The sequence below is a fragment of the Pseudoalteromonas sp. SCSIO 43101 genome, assembly GCF_023650775.1.
Lineage (GTDB): Bacteria > Pseudomonadota > Gammaproteobacteria > Enterobacterales > Alteromonadaceae > Pseudoalteromonas > Pseudoalteromonas apostichopi.
On record NZ_CP072673.1, the window covers coordinates 883,730 to 900,675 of the forward strand.

15 protein-coding genes are annotated in these 16,946 nt (G+C 41.1%); 11 read left to right on the forward strand and 4 right to left on the reverse strand.

Features of this window, described 5'->3' with window-relative positions:
- Nucleotides 1–29 precede the first annotated feature (29 nt).
- The 6 genes from ribBA to J8Z25_RS04185 all read left to right on the forward strand — a co-directional run bounded on the left by ribBA (nt 30) and on the right by J8Z25_RS04185 (nt 6,773).
- A complete protein-coding gene (ribBA, locus tag J8Z25_RS04160; protein ID WP_130049555.1) occupies nt 30–1,145 on the forward strand; it encodes a bifunctional 3,4-dihydroxy-2-butanone-4-phosphate synthase/GTP cyclohydrolase II in 1,116 nt (371 codons plus the stop codon).
- A gap of 115 nt (nt 1,146–1,260) precedes the next feature.
- Nucleotides 1,261–1,725, forward strand: a complete 465-nt coding sequence (gene ribH / locus J8Z25_RS04165) for a 6,7-dimethyl-8-ribityllumazine synthase (protein WP_054562661.1) — start codon at nt 1,261–1,263, stop codon at nt 1,723–1,725.
- A 15-nt stretch (nt 1,726–1,740) separates the two neighbouring features.
- Nucleotides 1,741–2,151 (forward strand): transcription antitermination factor NusB, encoded by a 411-nt coding sequence (gene nusB, locus J8Z25_RS04170; protein WP_054552571.1) that lies wholly within the window; start codon nt 1,741–1,743, stop codon nt 2,149–2,151.
- Between the two features lie 45 nt (nt 2,152–2,196).
- Nucleotides 2,197–3,171, forward strand: coding sequence for a thiamine-phosphate kinase (gene thiL, locus J8Z25_RS04175; protein WP_250661717.1), 975 nt, complete (start codon nt 2,197–2,199; stop codon nt 3,169–3,171).
- Nucleotides 3,168–3,653 (forward strand): phosphatidylglycerophosphatase A family protein, encoded by a 486-nt coding sequence (locus J8Z25_RS04180; protein WP_130049553.1) that lies wholly within the window; start codon nt 3,168–3,170, stop codon nt 3,651–3,653. The genes thiL and J8Z25_RS04180 overlap by 4 nt, the downstream gene beginning before the upstream one ends.
- Before the next feature lie 33 nt (nt 3,654–3,686).
- The gene (locus J8Z25_RS04185) at nt 3,687–6,773 is read left to right on the forward strand and encodes a ligand-binding sensor domain-containing diguanylate cyclase (RefSeq protein WP_130049552.1); all 3,087 of its coding nucleotides are present in this window, start codon (nt 3,687–3,689) and stop codon (nt 6,771–6,773) included.
- 223 nt (nt 6,774–6,996) lie between these two features.
- On the opposite strand, the gene dxs is transcribed toward J8Z25_RS04185, so the two are convergent.
- The 3 genes from dxs to xseB all read right to left on the reverse strand — a co-directional run bounded on the left by dxs (nt 6,997) and on the right by xseB (nt 10,083).
- Nucleotides 6,997–8,859, reverse strand: a complete 1,863-nt coding sequence (dxs, locus tag J8Z25_RS04190) for a 1-deoxy-D-xylulose-5-phosphate synthase (protein WP_250661718.1) — start codon at nt 8,857–8,859, stop codon at nt 6,997–6,999.
- Nucleotides 8,860–8,948: 89 nt separating this feature from the next.
- The gene (ispA, locus tag J8Z25_RS04195) at nt 8,949–9,836 is read right to left on the reverse strand and encodes a (2E,6E)-farnesyl diphosphate synthase (RefSeq protein WP_250661719.1); all 888 of its coding nucleotides are present in this window, start codon (nt 9,834–9,836) and stop codon (nt 8,949–8,951) included.
- 4 nt (nt 9,837–9,840) lie between these two features.
- The gene (gene xseB, locus J8Z25_RS04200; protein WP_054552565.1) at nt 9,841–10,083 is read right to left on the reverse strand and encodes an exodeoxyribonuclease VII small subunit; all 243 of its coding nucleotides are present in this window, start codon (nt 10,081–10,083) and stop codon (nt 9,841–9,843) included.
- Nucleotides 10,084–10,355: 272 nt separating this feature from the next.
- Between xseB and pomA the strand changes: the two genes are divergently transcribed.
- From pomA to J8Z25_RS04220, 4 genes are all read left to right on the forward strand, one after another.
- Complete coding sequence (pomA, locus tag J8Z25_RS04205) at nt 10,356–11,123, forward strand: flagellar motor protein PomA (protein ID WP_054552564.1); 768 nt, start codon at nt 10,356–10,358, stop codon at nt 11,121–11,123.
- A 3-nt stretch (nt 11,124–11,126) separates the two neighbouring features.
- Nucleotides 11,127–12,050: a flagellar motor protein MotB gene (locus tag J8Z25_RS04210; RefSeq protein ID WP_054562656.1), complete on the forward strand. Its 924-nt coding sequence runs from the start codon at nt 11,127–11,129 to the stop codon at nt 12,048–12,050.
- A gap of 135 nt (nt 12,051–12,185) precedes the next feature.
- The gene (locus J8Z25_RS04215) at nt 12,186–12,662 is read left to right on the forward strand and encodes a hypothetical protein (RefSeq protein WP_130049549.1); all 477 of its coding nucleotides are present in this window, start codon (nt 12,186–12,188) and stop codon (nt 12,660–12,662) included.
- Nucleotides 12,663–12,727: 65 nt separating this feature from the next.
- Nucleotides 12,728–14,638 (forward strand): DNA topoisomerase III, encoded by a 1,911-nt coding sequence (locus J8Z25_RS04220; RefSeq protein ID WP_250661720.1) that lies wholly within the window; start codon nt 12,728–12,730, stop codon nt 14,636–14,638.
- 1 nt (nt 14,639) lies between these two features.
- Here the strand turns inward: J8Z25_RS04220 and J8Z25_RS04225 are convergent, their stop codons facing one another.
- Entirely contained in the window at nt 14,640–15,953 is a 1,314-nt protein-coding gene (locus J8Z25_RS04225) for a M20 metallopeptidase family protein (protein WP_130049547.1), read from the reverse strand.
- A gap of 83 nt (nt 15,954–16,036) precedes the next feature.
- Here J8Z25_RS04225 and J8Z25_RS04230 point away from each other — a divergent pair, with 83 nt between their 5' ends.
- On the forward strand, nt 16,037–16,894 hold the full coding sequence (locus J8Z25_RS04230) for a tetratricopeptide repeat protein (RefSeq protein WP_167658134.1): 858 nt from the start codon (nt 16,037–16,039) through the stop codon (nt 16,892–16,894).
- The last annotated feature ends 52 nt before the right edge of the window (nt 16,895–16,946 follow it).

The window sequence follows — 16,946 nt, forward strand, 5'->3', positions numbered from 1 at the left end:
ACTATTAATAATACTCTCATGGGCATATTATGAATTTACACAGCGCGCAAGAAATTATCGATGACATTAAAGCCGGTAAAATGGTTATTTTAATGGACGATGAAGACAGAGAAAATGAAGGCGATTTAATCATCGCAGCAGAGCATATCAGTGCAGATGCCATCAACTTTATGGCAACGCATGGCCGTGGTTTAATTTGTTTAACTATGACACAAGAGCGTTGTCAACAGTTAGAGTTACCACTCATGGTTAAAAATAATGGTGCTGCTTTTTCGACTAACTTCACCATGTCTATTGAAGCGGCGAAAGGCGTAACGACAGGTATTTCTGCAGCTGATCGTGCTCGTACAGTACAAGCTGCTATTGCTAAAGGTGCCGTGCCAAGCGATATTGTTCAACCGGGGCATATCTTTCCTATTATGGCGCAGCCAGGTGGCGTGCTAACTCGAGCGGGTCATACCGAAGCGGGTTGTGATTTAGCGCGTTTAGCGGGCCTTGAGCCTTCATCAGTGATTGTTGAAATCTTAAATGCTGATGGCACTATGGCACGTCGCCCAGATCTTGAAATATTTGCTAAAGAGCATGACTTAAAGATTGGCACTATTGCAGATTTAATCGAATACAGAAACCTAAACGAAACCACCATCGAGCGTGTTGCCAAGTGTAAATTGCCAACTGATCACGGCGAATTTGATTTAGTTACTTACAAAGACACCATTGATGGTCAACTTCACTATGTCCTACAAAAAGGTGAAGTATCTAAAGATGAGCCGACGTTAGTTCGTGTTCACTTACAAAGTACCTTCAATGACATCTTATTATCAGATAGAAGTGCTGATCGTAGCTGGGGCTTATCAGATGCTATGGCTTATATCGCTGAGCACAACGGCGTACTGGTTATTTTAGGTAAGCAAGAATCAACGGAAGACCTAGAAGCAACCGTTAAAGCATTTGCTGCACAAGATGCTGGCGAAAATGTTAGTCACCGTAAATTCCAAGGTACATCGCGTACTGTGGGGGTGGGTTCACAGATCCTTGCTGATTTAGGTATTGAAAAGATGCGCTTGATGAGCCGTCCTAAAAAGTACCATGCGTTATCTGGTTTCCACTTAGAAGTGGTTGACTACGTTGAGCCGCAGTCATAATTAGGCAAATTGTTGGAAAACAGATTTACTAGGCTACTTTTATATTTTTGTGGTATTATGCGCCGTAATTTTTGCGCAATCGCAACCGCTTAAACTTATTTTTTAGGGTTATTAAATGAAAATTATTGAAGGTAACAAATACGCACCGGGCAAAAAGTTTGCCATTGTCATTTCTCGCTTTAATGACTTTATTGGTAGCAGCCTATTAGCAGGCGCTGTTGATGAGCTTAAGCGCACAGGTGGCGTATCTGAAGACGACATTACTGTTGTTTACGTACCAGGTGCCGTTGAATTACCTTTAGCAGCGAAACGCGTTGCAGCAAAGAAAGAACACGATGCAATCATCGCTTTAGGCGTAGTGATCAGAGGTGGTACGCCACACTTTGATTTAGTCGCTGGCGAATCAAACAAAGGTCTTGCGCAAGTATCTCTTGAGTATGATATCCCGGTTGCATTTGGCGTATTAACCACTGAAAGCATTGAGCAAGCAATTGAGCGCGCAGGTACCAAAATGGGTAATAAAGGCGGCGAAGCTGCTTTAGGTGCGCTTGAAATGGTTAATGTGTTAGACAAAATTTAAGTTTAAGGAATCTCTGTGAAACCAGCAGCAAGACGTAAAGCACGTATCTTAGCACTTCAAGCCGTATACTCTTGGCAGTTAAGCGGTAACCCGATTGCTGATATCGAACAGCAAATGTTAATTGAAAATGATGTGACTAAGATCGACGTCGAATATTTCAAAGACCTAGCACGCGGTGTTGTTGTTAACTGTAAGCAATTAGATGAAATCGTTGCGCCACATTTAGCACGCCCAGCTGATGAGTTAGACATGGTCGAAAAAGCAATTTTACGTCTGTCTGGCTATGAGCTGAAATTCCGTGAAGACGTACCTTACAAAGTAGCAATCAATGAAGGCATTGAGCTTGCTAAGATGTTTGGTGCTGAAGACAGTCATAAGTTTGTCAACGGTGTACTTGATAAAGCAGTGAAAGAACTGCGTAAGTAAGTAGCACCGTAAAAGGAGAGCCGGCTTGGGCCGGCTTTTTTGTGTATGAAGGAATTTGAATTAATCAATCGTTACTTTAAAGGCCGTGGTATTATTCGCCATGATGTGAACATAGGTATTGGTGACGATTGTGCCTTGGTATCTGTGCCTGAAAACTGCCAATTGGCAGTAACAACAGACACGTTAGTTGCGGGGGTACACTTTTTTGATGACATCTCTCCTCGTGCTCTTGGGCATCGAGCTTTAGCTGTTAACTTAAGTGATCTGGCGGCTATGGGTGCAGAACCAACGTGGATTTCGGTTGGCTTAACTTTGCCAGAAGTAAACATAGAATGGCTTGAAGAGTTCACCGAAGGTATGCATGAAATTGCAGAGTACTTCAATGTGCAGATCATTGGCGGTGATACCACCCAAGGCCCTTTAACTATTACAATTTGTGCTAAAGGCATCGTACCTGAAGGCAAAGCACTACGTCGTAGTGGTGCTAAAGTTGGCGATTGGATTTATGTAACAGGCCCATTAGGTGATGCTGGTGTGGCAATTGAAGCTCGTAAACAAGGACTTGATATTGCCCCTGAACATTTAAATTATTTAAATAATCGCTTTGATTACCCGACTCCGCGTGTTGCAGCGGGGCAGGTGTTACGAGGTGCAGCCTCTGCGGCGATTGATATATCTGATGGCTTATTAGCTGATTTAGGACATATTTTAGCGCTATCGCAAGTCAGTGCTGTGATCAATGTCGATAAAGTGCCAGTCTCTGATGCACTAAACTCTTCAATTCCACGTGCAGAGCAGTTTGATTATATCTTAAATTACGGTGACGATTATGAGTTGCTGTTTACTGTGCCTGAAAGTAATAAAAGCATGGTTGATATGAAGTTGCGCCAATATGGTGTTGAAGCAAGTTGTGTTGGGCAAATTAAAAGTGGCGAAAGTGACATTGAACTATTACTTGATGGTGAAAAATTTAACTATCAAGGCAAGGGTTTTCAGCACTTCACGAAGGAGCCGGTTTGAGCAATAACCGTTTATTCAATTTAAAACGCCCACACCAATTTTTTGGTTTGGGTTTTGGCTTAGGCCTTGCGCCTAAAGCTCCAGGCACCTTTGGTACCTTTGCTGCATTGCCGTTTATTTTTACCACAATGTACTTTCCGCTATGGTTACAGATTGTGTTTGCAATCGTGATCAGCGTATTTGGTATTTGGGCATGTGGTAAAACGGCAGATGACTTAGGGGTACACGATCATCCTGCCATTGTTTGGGATGAAGTTGCTGGTTATTATATCACCATGATTGGTGCTGCACTGAATTGGCAGTCACTGTTGGTTGGTTTTTTGTTGTTTCGTTTTTTTGATATCGCTAAACCAGGTCCTATCAGAATTCTCGATAGACGTTTACACGGTGGCTTGGGCATCATGGCTGATGATATTTTAGCAGGTATATTTTCATTAATTTGTGTTCAAGCCTTGTTTAAAGCTGGCTATTTGCCTTTTTAAACGATGAGTTAAGTGTTACTTGGTGGCAAGTATATGATGCGATTTCTAGTTGTCTGTTTGTTGATGCTTTGCAGCATGCCTGTGTTTGCATCTATTACTGACTATGTCGTTAAACAGTGGAACATCCAAAATGGCTTGCCATCACAATCTTTAAAAAGTATTGCTCAAGATGAGCAAGGCTATATGTGGCTAGGCACACAGTTTGGCTTAAGCCGATTTGATGGTAATACTTTCACCAACTTCAATACGCAAAATAGCGACTTCCTGCCAAGTAACGGTATTAATAAGTTATTGGTTGATAGCACTGGATTACTTTGGGTAGGTACCAAAAATGGCTTGGTGACACTTGATCCTAAAACTATGATGTCGCAAACCTTTAACGTCAAAGGCCCTGTGCGGGATATTCTTGAAGACTCCAAAGGTAGTATCTGGATTGCCGCGAACGGCCTTTATTATGTTGCTCGAAATCAAGTCACACTAAATCAAAACTCAGCGTTAATCGTACCGGTATCTAATGCCACTGCAATTACGCAAATTGTTGGTTCAGTGAGTCAAATGGCTTTGTCGCCAGAAGGTATTTGGCTGGTTAATGAGCGTCACTTACTGCGCTTAACTAATACCTCTTCTGACTTTGCAAAATTACGATTAGAACTCACTGCAAAAGTGTCATTACCTGAACGATTAGCACAAACCATTATTCATGATATGGCTTGGCTTGAAGGTAACTTATACCTAGCCTCTGAGCTAGGTGCTTATTTTCTTGATTTAGATGATGAGCTGCGTCCATTCCCACTGCCAAATGCGAGTAACTCTGCTGTTTATAAGTTTATGAGTGACTCTGATGGGGCGTTATGGATTTCGACCTATGGTAGGCTGTTGTTTCGTGATAACTCAGGTGATTGGCAATGGGTTGAGCCAAGTCAGCTAGATCAGAGTATTTGGTTTGCTGATATCTTTCGTGATAATCAAAATAATATTTGGCTGGCAAGCTTCAGTGAAGGTTTATGGCTTGCTCATGAGGGGCGTATTGAACGTCACTCTGCTATTTCAAATATGACAGAAGCGGTGATGGCTATTAGCCAAGCACCTGATGGCAAATTATGGGTGGCCAATCGAAGTGGTGTTGGCTACTTCGATTATAACAAAAATTTTGTAAATCAAATTCCGAGTAATCAATTTGGTCGAGCTGCGGTGCACGACTTACAATTTGATGGTGACCGTTTGTACATCGCAACTGGTCGCGGTGTGTTTTATTACGAAAACCAAAACTTATATACAGTCCCTGGGCGAGCGCTACGAGATAACCCTGTATTCGCAATTAGCCGTTCTAGCAAAGGCGGTTTTTGGCTTGGTACTGGCCGAGGTATGTATCGCTTAAGTTATGGTGGTTTAACACCATTTGCTTACAATGCATTCTTAAGCAGTAAATTTATAACCTATGTTCTTGATGAGCAAAACTTTGGCTTAATTGGTACCAGTAAAGGGGCTTATTACTTTACCGACCGAGGTATTGAGAAAATTGGCGACCAAACTAGTTTAGAAAGTGCTTACGTCACCAGTATTTTAAATATTGAAGGGGTGGGGATATTAATAGGCTCACTTAACGATGGTCTATTTTATCGCAGTACCAAAGGTCAGTGGCGTCAGTTAGATGCGACCGATGGTCTACCGTATGGGTCTATTTTTAGTCTCGTTTACGATAAGCAGTTAAAGCGTATTTGGGTAAGTACCATGAAAGGCGTATATCGCATGCCGGTAGAGCAGTTTGGTACTGACATTGAGAGCTTAAAAGTAGAACAAGTGATCTCATCGTTTGACCGTCAGCTCGATGGTAAAGCTAGTCAATGTTGTGCCGGTCTTGGCCATGATGCTGTGGCAGATACAGGTAACTCTATTTGGTACCCAAGCCTACAAGGTGTTGTTGAAATTCCAAAGAGTGTTGAGCTTTTTGGTGTGCAAGCTCTGAAACCTCGTATTGAAAGCCTGATCACGCCGCTTCGTCATTTAAGTACGGCAACCTTAGGTAATAAACCTGAGCTGCAAATTGATGAGCGTGATGTGACATTAAAATATACTGCGATTGATTATTATGCCCCTTCAAGTATTGAGTTCCGTTACCGCTTAAGTGGCTTGGACAGTGACTGGCGTTATGCTAATACTCGTCGTGAGGCAATTTATACCAACTTACCGCCGGGTTCTTTTTTATTCCAGCTTGAAGCAAAACGCCGTGGTGAAGATTGGCAAAAAGCACGTCGTACTGAGTATAGTTTTGTGGTGCCGCGTCGCTTTGACGAGACTATCTATTTCAGACTTTTGATCACCAGCAGCTTTATTTTATTGTTTTATCTTGTGTTCTGGGTATTTAGAGCGCAAGAGAAACGTAAACAATTAGCTCTTGAGAGCTTAGTAACAGAACGAACTGTTGAGCTTCGTGAAGCCAACGATAAGCTTAATCAAGTAAATTCACAGCTTAAGTTAGTTAGCCATTCTGATGAGCTTACTGGATTACGTAGCCGCCGTTTCTTGTTTGATCAACTACCAAAAGATATCGAGCACTTCCAGCGAAACTCGCAGTCATTACAAGCGCAGGGCAAATCATTGGTATTGTTGATCATTAACTTTGATAACTTTAGCCGAATTAATGATGCTTATGGGCCACTTGCAGGCGATAGCTGTTTACAGCAAATGGCAACCTTACTTAATAGCCGTACACAAGGTTCTGACTATGTCGCACGTTGGAGTGGTGATGAGTTTTTACTCTTACTACGTGATTTCAAACGTACAGCGATAGACAATTATGTTGCTGATTTATGTGAAGCGATTGCAGCAAATCCATTTAGATTACCAAATGGTGAGTCAACCACCATTACTGCGTCGATTGGCTGGTCTTTCTACCCATTACCTTTATTGGGTGGACAAGTTATTGGTTGGGAAACTTCAGTCAATCTTGCTGATATCGCATTACATCAAGTTAAAAAGCGTGGTGGTGATGGTGTTGCAAACATTACCTTTGATGAGCAATTAGATGCCTTTGAGTTCGAGCAAAGCAATAATGTTGATCAGCAGCTCAGTGCATTACAAGCTAATGGCTTAGCCGATATAAAAATTTGGATGCGATAGAGTTTCCATTGGTATTATACCAACCCACAATAATACTTAATCATTTTGAGGGATTAAACCTGTCGCTAACTGCGTTAAAAATTTCTCATTTAGAACAACTAAATAACGAAATTTTTGCCTTGTTATCAACGAGGTTTAATTGCCTCAAAATAGACTACTTAATTAAGCGGATTGGTATTAAAAAAGGAGCTTTAAAGCTCCTTTTTTGTGAATGCTGTTTGGCTTAAGCCATGAACTCTTTGATGCTAGCTAAGATGCCATTAGCATCTAAGCCCATTTCGGCGTGTATTTCATCTTGCGTGCCATGCTTAATGAATTCATCTGGAATACCTAAGTTTAAGATAGACACGTTAGCCTTAATTGCAGCTAGGTGCTCATTCACAGCAGAACCTGCACCGCCCGCAATGGCGTTGTCTTCTAAGGTAACAATCACATCATGGCTAGCTAGTAATTCGCTAATAGCATCAGTATCAAGAGGCTTAATAAAGCGCATATCAATCACTGTTGCGTTAAGTTCATCGGCGACTACTTTGGCGTTCTCTAATAGCGTACCAAACGACAAGATTGCCACTTTGCTACCTAGCTTGATGCTACGCGCTTTACCAATTTCAATCGCGCTCATTGTCGATTCAACGTCACAATTACCCGCACTACCTCGAGGGTAACGAACAGCAACAGGTTGATTGCATTGGTAACCTGTATACAACATTTGGCGACACTCATTAGTATCGCTTGGTGCCATGATAATCATGTTAGGAATACAGCGCATAAAGCTCAAGTCATAGGCTCCTTGGTGAGTTTCACCATCTGCACCTACAATTCCTGCACGGTCAATAGCAAATAAAACAGGTAAGTTTTGTAATGCCACATCGTGGATAAGTTGGTCGTAAGCGCGTTGCAAAAAGCTTGAATAAATAGCAACAACAGGTTTTAAGCCTTCACAGGCAAGGCCAGCTGCAAGCGTTACAGCATGTTGTTCAGCAATAGCTACATCAAAGTATTGCGCAGGGTACTCTTTAGAAAAGCGCACCATGCCAGAACCTTCACGCATCGCTGGGGTAATTGCCATCAGCTTGTCGTCTTGGGCTGCCATATCGCATAACCAGTCACCAAATACATTAGAAAATGTAGCCGCGCCAGGTTTTGATTTTGGTAATTTAGACATGCTAGGATCAAATTTTGGTACGCCATGGTAGCCAATTGGATCCGCTTCAGCAGGTTTATAACCTTTACCTTTTTGTGTTTTGATATGCAGTAACTGCGGACCTTTGAGATTACGCATGTTACGTAAGGTATCGACCATCATATTAACATCATGACCATCAATTGGGCCGATGTAATTTAGGCCTAACTCTTCAAAGAAAGTACCTGGAATGACCATACCTTTTAAATGTTCTTCCATTCGGCTGGCAAGCTCTTTCACAGGTGGTAAGCCTGAAAGAAGTTTTTTGCTACCTTCACGAATATTGGTGTAGAAGCTACCAGACAAAATACGTGCAAAGTGATTGTTTAGTGCACCCACGTTTTCAGAGATCGACATTTCATTATCATTTAAGATAATTAGCACATTAGGGTTTACATCACCCATGTGGTTCATCGCTTCAAATGCCATACCTGCAGTAATCGCACCATCGCCAATAACAGCAACTGTTTTACGATCTTTACCTTCTTTTTCAGCAGCAATGGCCATACCTAGTGCAGCCGAAATTGAAGTGCTCGAATGACCTACACTGAAGGTGTCGTAAGGGCTTTCTTCACGGAATGGGAAAGGGTGTAAGCCGTCTTTTTGACGAATAGTATGCATTTGGTCACGACGACCAGTTAAGATTTTGTGTGGGTATGCTTGATGACCCACGTCCCATACTAAACGATCTTCAGGCGTGTTATAAACATAATGAAGCGCAACCGTTAGTTCAACAGTGCCTAAACCTGATGCTAAATGACCACTACTTTGCGAAACTGAGTTAAGTAGGTATTCGCGTAACTCTTTACTAAACGCAGGTAACTTGTCTTGCGCTAAATCACGCAGTTGTGCTGGTTCGTCAACCAAACTTAATAATGGATACTTGCTACTATCAAGTGTCATGATTTTATATACATCCTTCGCTAACCAGAGTGCATTATAGCCCATTGCTGCTCTGATTTTTTAGTTATTTTGTCTTTCTTTTTTAGGCATTAATAATTACGTTCAACGATATAGCTAGCAAGGCTTGCCAGTTCGCTGGTGTCGTAATCAATTGCCTCAAGAGCTTGATGAGCTTGAGCCAGTAAGTCTTGTGCTTTTTGCTTTGCACCTGCCATTCCCAATAAAGCAGGGTAAGTTGCTTTATTGGCGGCAATATCTGAACCTTGTGGCTTACCTAATGTTTCAGTATCAGCTTCTACATCTAGGATATCGTCTTGTACCTGAAAAGCCAGACCTATTGCTTGGCCGAATAAGTTCAACTGCTTTAGAGTATGTTCATCGCAGCTATTAGCACTTAATGCACCAAGTGTAATTGCACAGTTTAGTAAGGCGCCCGTTTTTAACTGATGAATACGCTCTAGCTGAGACACGCTAATTTCTTTACCAGTCGCTTCTATATCCAGTGCCTGTCCACCTACCATACCTTCAATACCTGAGGCTTTGCTTAACGAGGCTATCATTTTTACCTGCTGGCTCGCAGGAACTGAAAATCGGTGGTTGGCGATTAAATCAAATGCTAGTGTTTGTAATGCATCACCAGCGAGTATTGCTTGCGCTTCACCATAGACAATATGACAGGTGGGACGACCACGTCTTAAGTCATCGTCATCCATTGCAGGTAGGTCATCATGGACTAATGAGTAGCTATGAATACATTCAATGGCAGCAGCAAGAATATCGAGATCGGCCTTGTTAGCACCCATCATTCGGCCCGTCGCATATACAAGGTAAGGACGTAAGCGCTTACCACCATTTAAAACACCATAATGAGTAGCTTCTTTAATGTTCTTTTCGGTATTAAGTGGCTGTGCGAAATAGCGATTTAAATGTGCCTCAACGTCTTCTCGAGCGCGTTGTAATTGTTCTTTTAGTTGCACTTAATTAGTCCAAGTTTGAATCAAAATTGCTAAGAGGAGCTTGGCTATCGTTACCCATTAAGATGGCAACTTTTTGTTCGGCTTGTTGCAACTTACCAGATGAAGCATTCGCCAGCGCAATACCACGTTCAAATTGTTTTAGTGATTGTTCTAAAGACAATTCACCTTGCTCCATTTGTGCAACTATTTGAGATAATTCATCCAGCGCTTCTTCAAAGCTTAAGTTTTCTGGTTTCTTTGTTGCCATTGTGGCCTCGATAGCTGTTAGAAAGTGAGGCCAATTTTAGGGGGAATGCTAAACTAGGTCAAAGAATGATGTGTTTTTTTACGCATAATCCATTTTCAATATGTTATTTTTACGCTTTTACATACAGCTTAAACTTGTAGCTTAAAAATCTTACATTAAAATATAATTAATTCATTTAATGATTTAAGTATTTCAATTGCTTGCCGATAAGCAGTTAATAATAAAAATTTGATGCCTGAGGGTGTCGTGTAATTGTTCCTCTGGAGGGGTATGTGGATTTAGCAACCATAATAGGTATTCTTGGTGCCATAGGCTTAATTGCTATGTCGATGGTGTTAAGTAGTGACGGCCAAGTTGCAATGTTTTACAACACGCCTTCGGTAGTCATTGTATTTGGTGGTTCGATTTTTATCGTGTTATCGAATTTCACCATGGGGCAATTTTTGGGCATAGGTAAAGTGGCTGCTAAAGCCTTTATGTTCAAAATCGAATCTCCAGAAGAATTAATTGAAAAAGCAGTAGAATTAGCTGACTCAGCACGTAAAGGTGGTTTTCTAGCATTAGAAGAAGCCGAAATCCCCAACGGTTTTATGCGTAAAGGGGTGGATATGTTAGTGGATGGTCATGATGCTGATGTTGTTCGTGCCACTCTGCAGAAAGATATTTCTCTCACCGCTAATCGTCATGAACTTGGCGCAGGCTTATTCAAGTCACTTGCTGATATTGCCCCTGCGATGGGTATGATCGGTACGCTAATAGGTCTGGTTGCTATGCTATCAAACATGGATGACCCGAAAGCAATCGGCCCTGCGATGGCGGTTGCACTTTTAACAACATTATATGGTGCTTTCTTAGCAAACGTTGTAGCAATTCCTATTCAGGTAAAGCTAGAACTACGTAAAGATGAAGAAGCTCTTAACCAACGCTTAATTCTCGATGCAGTACTAGGTATTCAAGATGGCCAAAATCCGAAAGTCATTGAAGGTATATTGAAAAATTACCTAGCTGAATCAAAACGTAAAGTTGATACCGAGGAGTAGGGCATGTCCGATCAAGAGTGCAAATGTCCACCACCAGGTTTACCAGCCTGGATGGGAACCTTCGCAGATTTAATGTCATTATTAATGTGCTTCTTTGTACTCTTACTTGCTTTCTCGGAAATGGATGTACTGAAGTTTAAGCAAATTGCTGGTTCAATGAAGTTTGCATTTGGTGTGCAAAACAAAATTGAAGTAAAAGATATTCCAAAAGGGACCTCGGTAATAGCAATGGAGTTTACCCCTGGTAAACCTGAACCTACCCCTATCGAAACGATTCAACAACAAACCGTAGAAATGACTCAGCAAATGCTTGAGTTTCAAGCTGGTGATGAAAGCTCTGCCGGTGGTCGTCAAGAGCAACGTGGTAATAAGCGTGGTGGTGAATCGCAAAGTACGGCTCAGCAACAAGCATTGGAGCAGTCAATTTCTGCGGCTGACCAAGAACAGACTAATGAGCTTGTGAAGAAAATTGCCCAGCAGCTTGAACAGCAAATTATGGATGGTGCGATTGAACTTGAGTCATTAGGTCAACAAATTATTATTCGCATCCGTGAGAATGGCTCATTCCCATCTGGCAGCGCCTTTTTACAGCCTAAGTTTAAGCCTATTATTCGTGATATTGCGACACTATTAAAAGATGTGCCGGGTGAAATAACCGTGTCAGGACATACTGACGACTTCCAAGTATCAAATGAGCTTTATACTAATAATTGGGATTTATCTTCAAAACGTGCAGTTGCCGTTGCAAGCGAAATGGAAAAAGCCCCTGGTTTTGATAAATCTCGTATGATGGTTGTAGGTCACGCAGAAACTAGGCCTCTTGTACCGAATGTGACTGATGAAGATCGCAAGCGGAATCGTCGTGTCGAAATATCTATCATGCAAGGTAAAGCTCACGAATCTGACCCTATTGATGTAAGACAATAAATCAATTAAAGTGAAACTTCATTAACACATGTAATGGAGTATAAAAATGAAAAAAGTTGATAAGTACAGCTATATGCCAGGTAATGGCGGCGGTGGCGATGACAATGATGATGGTAAAACGCAAGGTGAGTAACTTTGCCTCATTGGATTGATTCTGTCATTGTGACATTAGATCATAGCTGGGTGTTCATTCTGAGCCCGGCTATTTTTGTATTTTATCTTCGTAAAGATTGGCCCGCACTTTACTTTGCTGTTATCACGGCAGCCTTCTTCTTGTTCGGAACTCTTATTTATTCTGCTCTAAAAGCATTTGATGATATTTATGTGTGGCGCTATGTTGTGTGGGCTTTTAATGATATTGCTTGGATGGCTTTAATTGCCTACTTGGGGATTAAAGACAAAGTCTATTTATGGCAAAGTGCTTTAGGGCAACTGGTCGTTATAATGGCTCCCATATTACAGTTGTTTCGTTTAGTCGATCGTCATCTTTGGGACTTATCGTACAGCACCTATATGTATAAAACCCTGTTACCTTTAATCAATGTTGGTACAGTGGTTGTGTGTTATCTACCTCTTATTTACCTTTTCACCCGACGCCGGCAGCAGGCGTAAGCCATTCCTAAGTTAAAATTCCTGTGCTAGAATACTGTTTATAAAAACAGTATTAGTGTTGCGTTATGAAACTTTACATTGCCGAAAAACCGTCATTGGCGCGAGCCATTGCGGATGCACTGCCTAAACCTCATAAAAAACAGGATGGTTATATAGAGCTTGGTAATGGTGATTGTGTCTCTTGGTGTATAGGGCATTTACTTGAACAAGCCGAGCCAGATGATTACGACACAAGTTTTAAAAAGTGGCGATTCGAGCATTTACCTATTGTGCCTGAGCAATGGCAATTAAAACCTAAAGCAAAAACACGCAAACAACTCACCGTATTAAAAAAGCTTATTAAGCAGGCAAGCGTAATTGTTCATGCTGGCGACCCTGACCGTGAAGGCCAGCTATTGGTTGATGAAGTGATCGAGCAGGTCAAACTGAGCAAAGCCAAAAAACAGCAAATTCAACGACTATTAATAAGCGATTTAAACTTAAGTGCAGTTAAAAAAGCACTTAATAATTTAAAGTCGAATCGCGATTTTATTCCCTTGAGTGTGTCTGCATTAGCTCGCTCACGTGCTGATTGGCTATTTGGCATGAATCTAACTCGGGCTTATACGCTTGCTGGGCAAAAAGCAGGGTTTGGTAATGTGTTATCTGTAGGTCGTGTTCAAACACCTATTTTAGGTCTTGTTGTAAATCGTGATAATGAAATAGCTAACTTTGTAGCGAAACCTTTTTACGAAGTATTAGCTCATCTTGAAACTGAGCAGCAGCAAACATTTTCAGCTAAGTGGCAACCAAGTAAAGCATGCGAACCTTATCAAGATGAGGAGGGGAGAGTATTACATAGAGGGCTTGCTGAAAATGTTGTATCACGTATAACTAATCAACCAGCTAAAGTGGTTGACCTTGAGCAAAAACAAAAAAAACAACAATCACCGTTACCTTATAATTTATCAGCTTTACAAATCGATGCGGCAAAAGCGTTTTCAATGCCTGCACAAAAGGTGTTAGATACCTGCCAAAGCTTGTATGAGCGTCATAAGTTAATTACTTATCCTCGTTCAGATAATCGCTATTTACCAAAAGAGCATCATAAAGATGCAGCGAGTATTATTGCTGCTATTGCTAATAATGAAGGCCAAGCAAGTGAAGCTTGCAAGCAAGCTGACACCAGCAAGCGGAGTAAATGTTTTAATGACAGCAAGGTTGCGGCACACCACGCTATTGTTCCTACCGAAAAACAACTTCGCTCAGCATCATTAAATAGTGATGAACAAAAAATCTATCGGTTGATCTGTCGTCATTATTTAATCCAGTTTTATTCTGACTATGTCTTTAACGAAACCAAAGTAACAGTCGAGATTGCTGGTGGACTTTTTAAAGCCGCTGCTAAGCAAGATGTTAGCTTAGGCTTCAAAACATTAATGGGCAAAACAGAGTTAAAAGATGAGCAAACCTTACCTGCTCTTGAAAAAGGTCAGCAGCTGCATTGTAATCAGGGGGACGTGGTAGACAAAATGACTACACCGCCAGCGCATTTTACTGATGCTACCTTATTAAGTGCTATGACAGGCATCAGCCGCTATGTGAAAGACCCTGAGATTAAAAAGATCCTTAAAGAAACTGATGGACTAGGTACTGAGGCTACACGGGCAGGTATTCTCGAGCTTTTATTTAAGCGCCGCTTTTTAGAGCGTCAGGGTAAAAATATTTTAGCTACGGCAACAGGTAAAGCGCTTATTAGCACTTTACCTGAGCAGCTTGCTAGCCCTGACTTAACTGCTAAGTGGGAAGCATCATTAGGGAATATAGCTGAACAGCATATGAGTTATCAGCAATTTTTAACGCCATTACTGACTGAGTTACATGCTTTAGTTGATCAAGCCAAACAGTGCGACAGCCAAGTTTTTGCCCAATTACCAAAAACGCCGCAAAAGCGACGTTTTAAAAGAAAGGCTAAGCCTAGAGCTAGGTCAGCCTAAACTACTTTTTGTTAAATAGGGCAACCGCGGCATTACTCATTGCAGTTATCCCTGTAGGAAGCGCCTTTTTGTAATCAGGTGCAAACTTACTTGAATGTAAAGAAGGTAATGTTGCGCCAGATTGCATTGCAGCATCATATTGACTAGGTTCAACACCCCCTAACCAAAACAAAGTAATTGGTACATTTTGTTCTGTACGACCATAAAGGCCAAAGTCTTCACCAGCCATTACAGCTTCAGTTTCAAGTACATTGTCTTCACCAATCGCATTAGCAATCGCTGAACGTACTAAGTTGGTTTGAGTTGGATTATTGTATGTTGAAGGAATTGACTCATCTTCATGCACATATACTTCAGGTGCTAAACTTTTATCAAGTCCCGCACTTAATGCGATGCCTTTCGAAATTCGTTTGATCGCTGCAATTTGTTGTAAGCGAACTTCAGGGTTATAACTGCGCAGTGTAAGTTGTAGTTTTACTTCATCTGAAATGACATTGTGTTTGGAGCCACCGTGAATTGAGCCTACCGTGATCACTGATGGCTCTAGTGGTGACAATTCGCGACTAGTAATTGTTTGTAGTGCCAACACAATACGTGAAGCAATCACAACTGGATCTATTGTTGTGTGTGGATAGGCACCGTGACCCCCTTTACCTTTTACAGTAATATCAACAGAGTCAACACTAGCCATCGTGTATTCTGTTTTCATACTGACTTTACCAGCAGGAACACTGGCACTTACATGTAACCCAATAACATGATCTGGAGTAGGGTACTTAGTAAAAAGCCCTTCTTTAAGCATGGCTTTTGCACCACCACCTACTTCCTCTGCTGGTTGTGCGACCATCATTAAAGTACCTTGCCACTGATCTTTATGTGTCATTAACTGTTGAGCTGTGCCAATAAATGAACTCATGTGAATATCATGACCACAACCATGCATTACGCCAACGGTTGCACCAGCATCATTTGTTACAGTAACTTTAGAGGCATAGGGTTTACCAGTTTGCTCAACAATTGGTAATCCATCAGTATCAGTGCGGATCATTACTGTTGGGCCATCACCGTTTTTATAAATCCCAACAACGCCAAAACCACCCACGTTATCTGTAACAGTAAAGCCTAGTTGCTTTAATTTTTTTGCTAGCTTCTGGCCTGTTTGTTTTTCGTGGTAAGACAGCTCAGGAGATTGATGTAAATCTAAATAAAGCTTTTCAATCTCAGGCATGGTTTTTTGAAGGTTTAAATCTAGTGTTATTGCTTGCGCGAATGGACTAAGAAGTAACAAAGCTGCAGAAATAGTAGATAATTTCATAATGACCTCGACCCGTGGGGCTTGTAATTGTTATGTTTGCCACTATATAAAAACCTAAATACTTATATAGTGCAATCGATCAAATGAATAATATGATAAAACTTACCCAGCAAAATTTGCAGCAAGCATTGGGTGAAACGTCCGCTGAAAAATTAGTATTACTTACTTTTTACTCTTCGCAAAACCCAGAGTGTCATCAGCAAGCTGCTATTTTAGAAAAAATCGCACATGAATATGGTGAGCATTTATTAGTAGCAACATTAGATTGTGATGTTGAGCAGGCACTTGCAGGACAACTTGCACAGCAAATCGGTTTACAAGCATTACCTACACTTGTGATGTTAAAAGATTCAGCGCCTGTAGATATGTTACCTGGCGCTCAAACAGAGCAGCAAATTCGCGATGCGCTAGCCAAACATTTACCAGCTCAAAACGAGTTATTACTAGAGCAGGCTAAGCAAGCGTTAATTAATCAAGACCTAAACAATGCCTTTAACTATGCAAAGCAGGCTTATGAGCTTGATCCAAACCATACACGTGTAAAGTTAGTTTTAGCTGATATCTGTATTCAAATTCATAAATTGGAAGATGCACAAGCATTATTAGATTCGGTTGCAGAAAGTGAACGTGATGCGTATTTCACAAATATTCAAGCAAAGTGTGAACAAGCATTAGCTGCAACAGATTCACCAGAAATAAAAGCACTGCAAGATAAAGTTGAAAAATACCCAAATGATTTAGAGATAAAAGTAGAACTAAGTAATGCTCTTAATAGTGCGGGCCGTAAAGAAGAAGCTTTAGAGATGTTATTTAATGTACTTAAAAAAGATCTTAACTACGCAGATGCAAAACCAACCTATCTAGAAATTATCGCTTCATTACCTGATGGTGATGCCTTGGCATCTAAGTATCGCCGTAAGTTATATAGTATCTTGTACTAATTCAGAGTTGATTGATAAAGGCGCCATTAAAAATAGTGGCGCTTTTTTTATT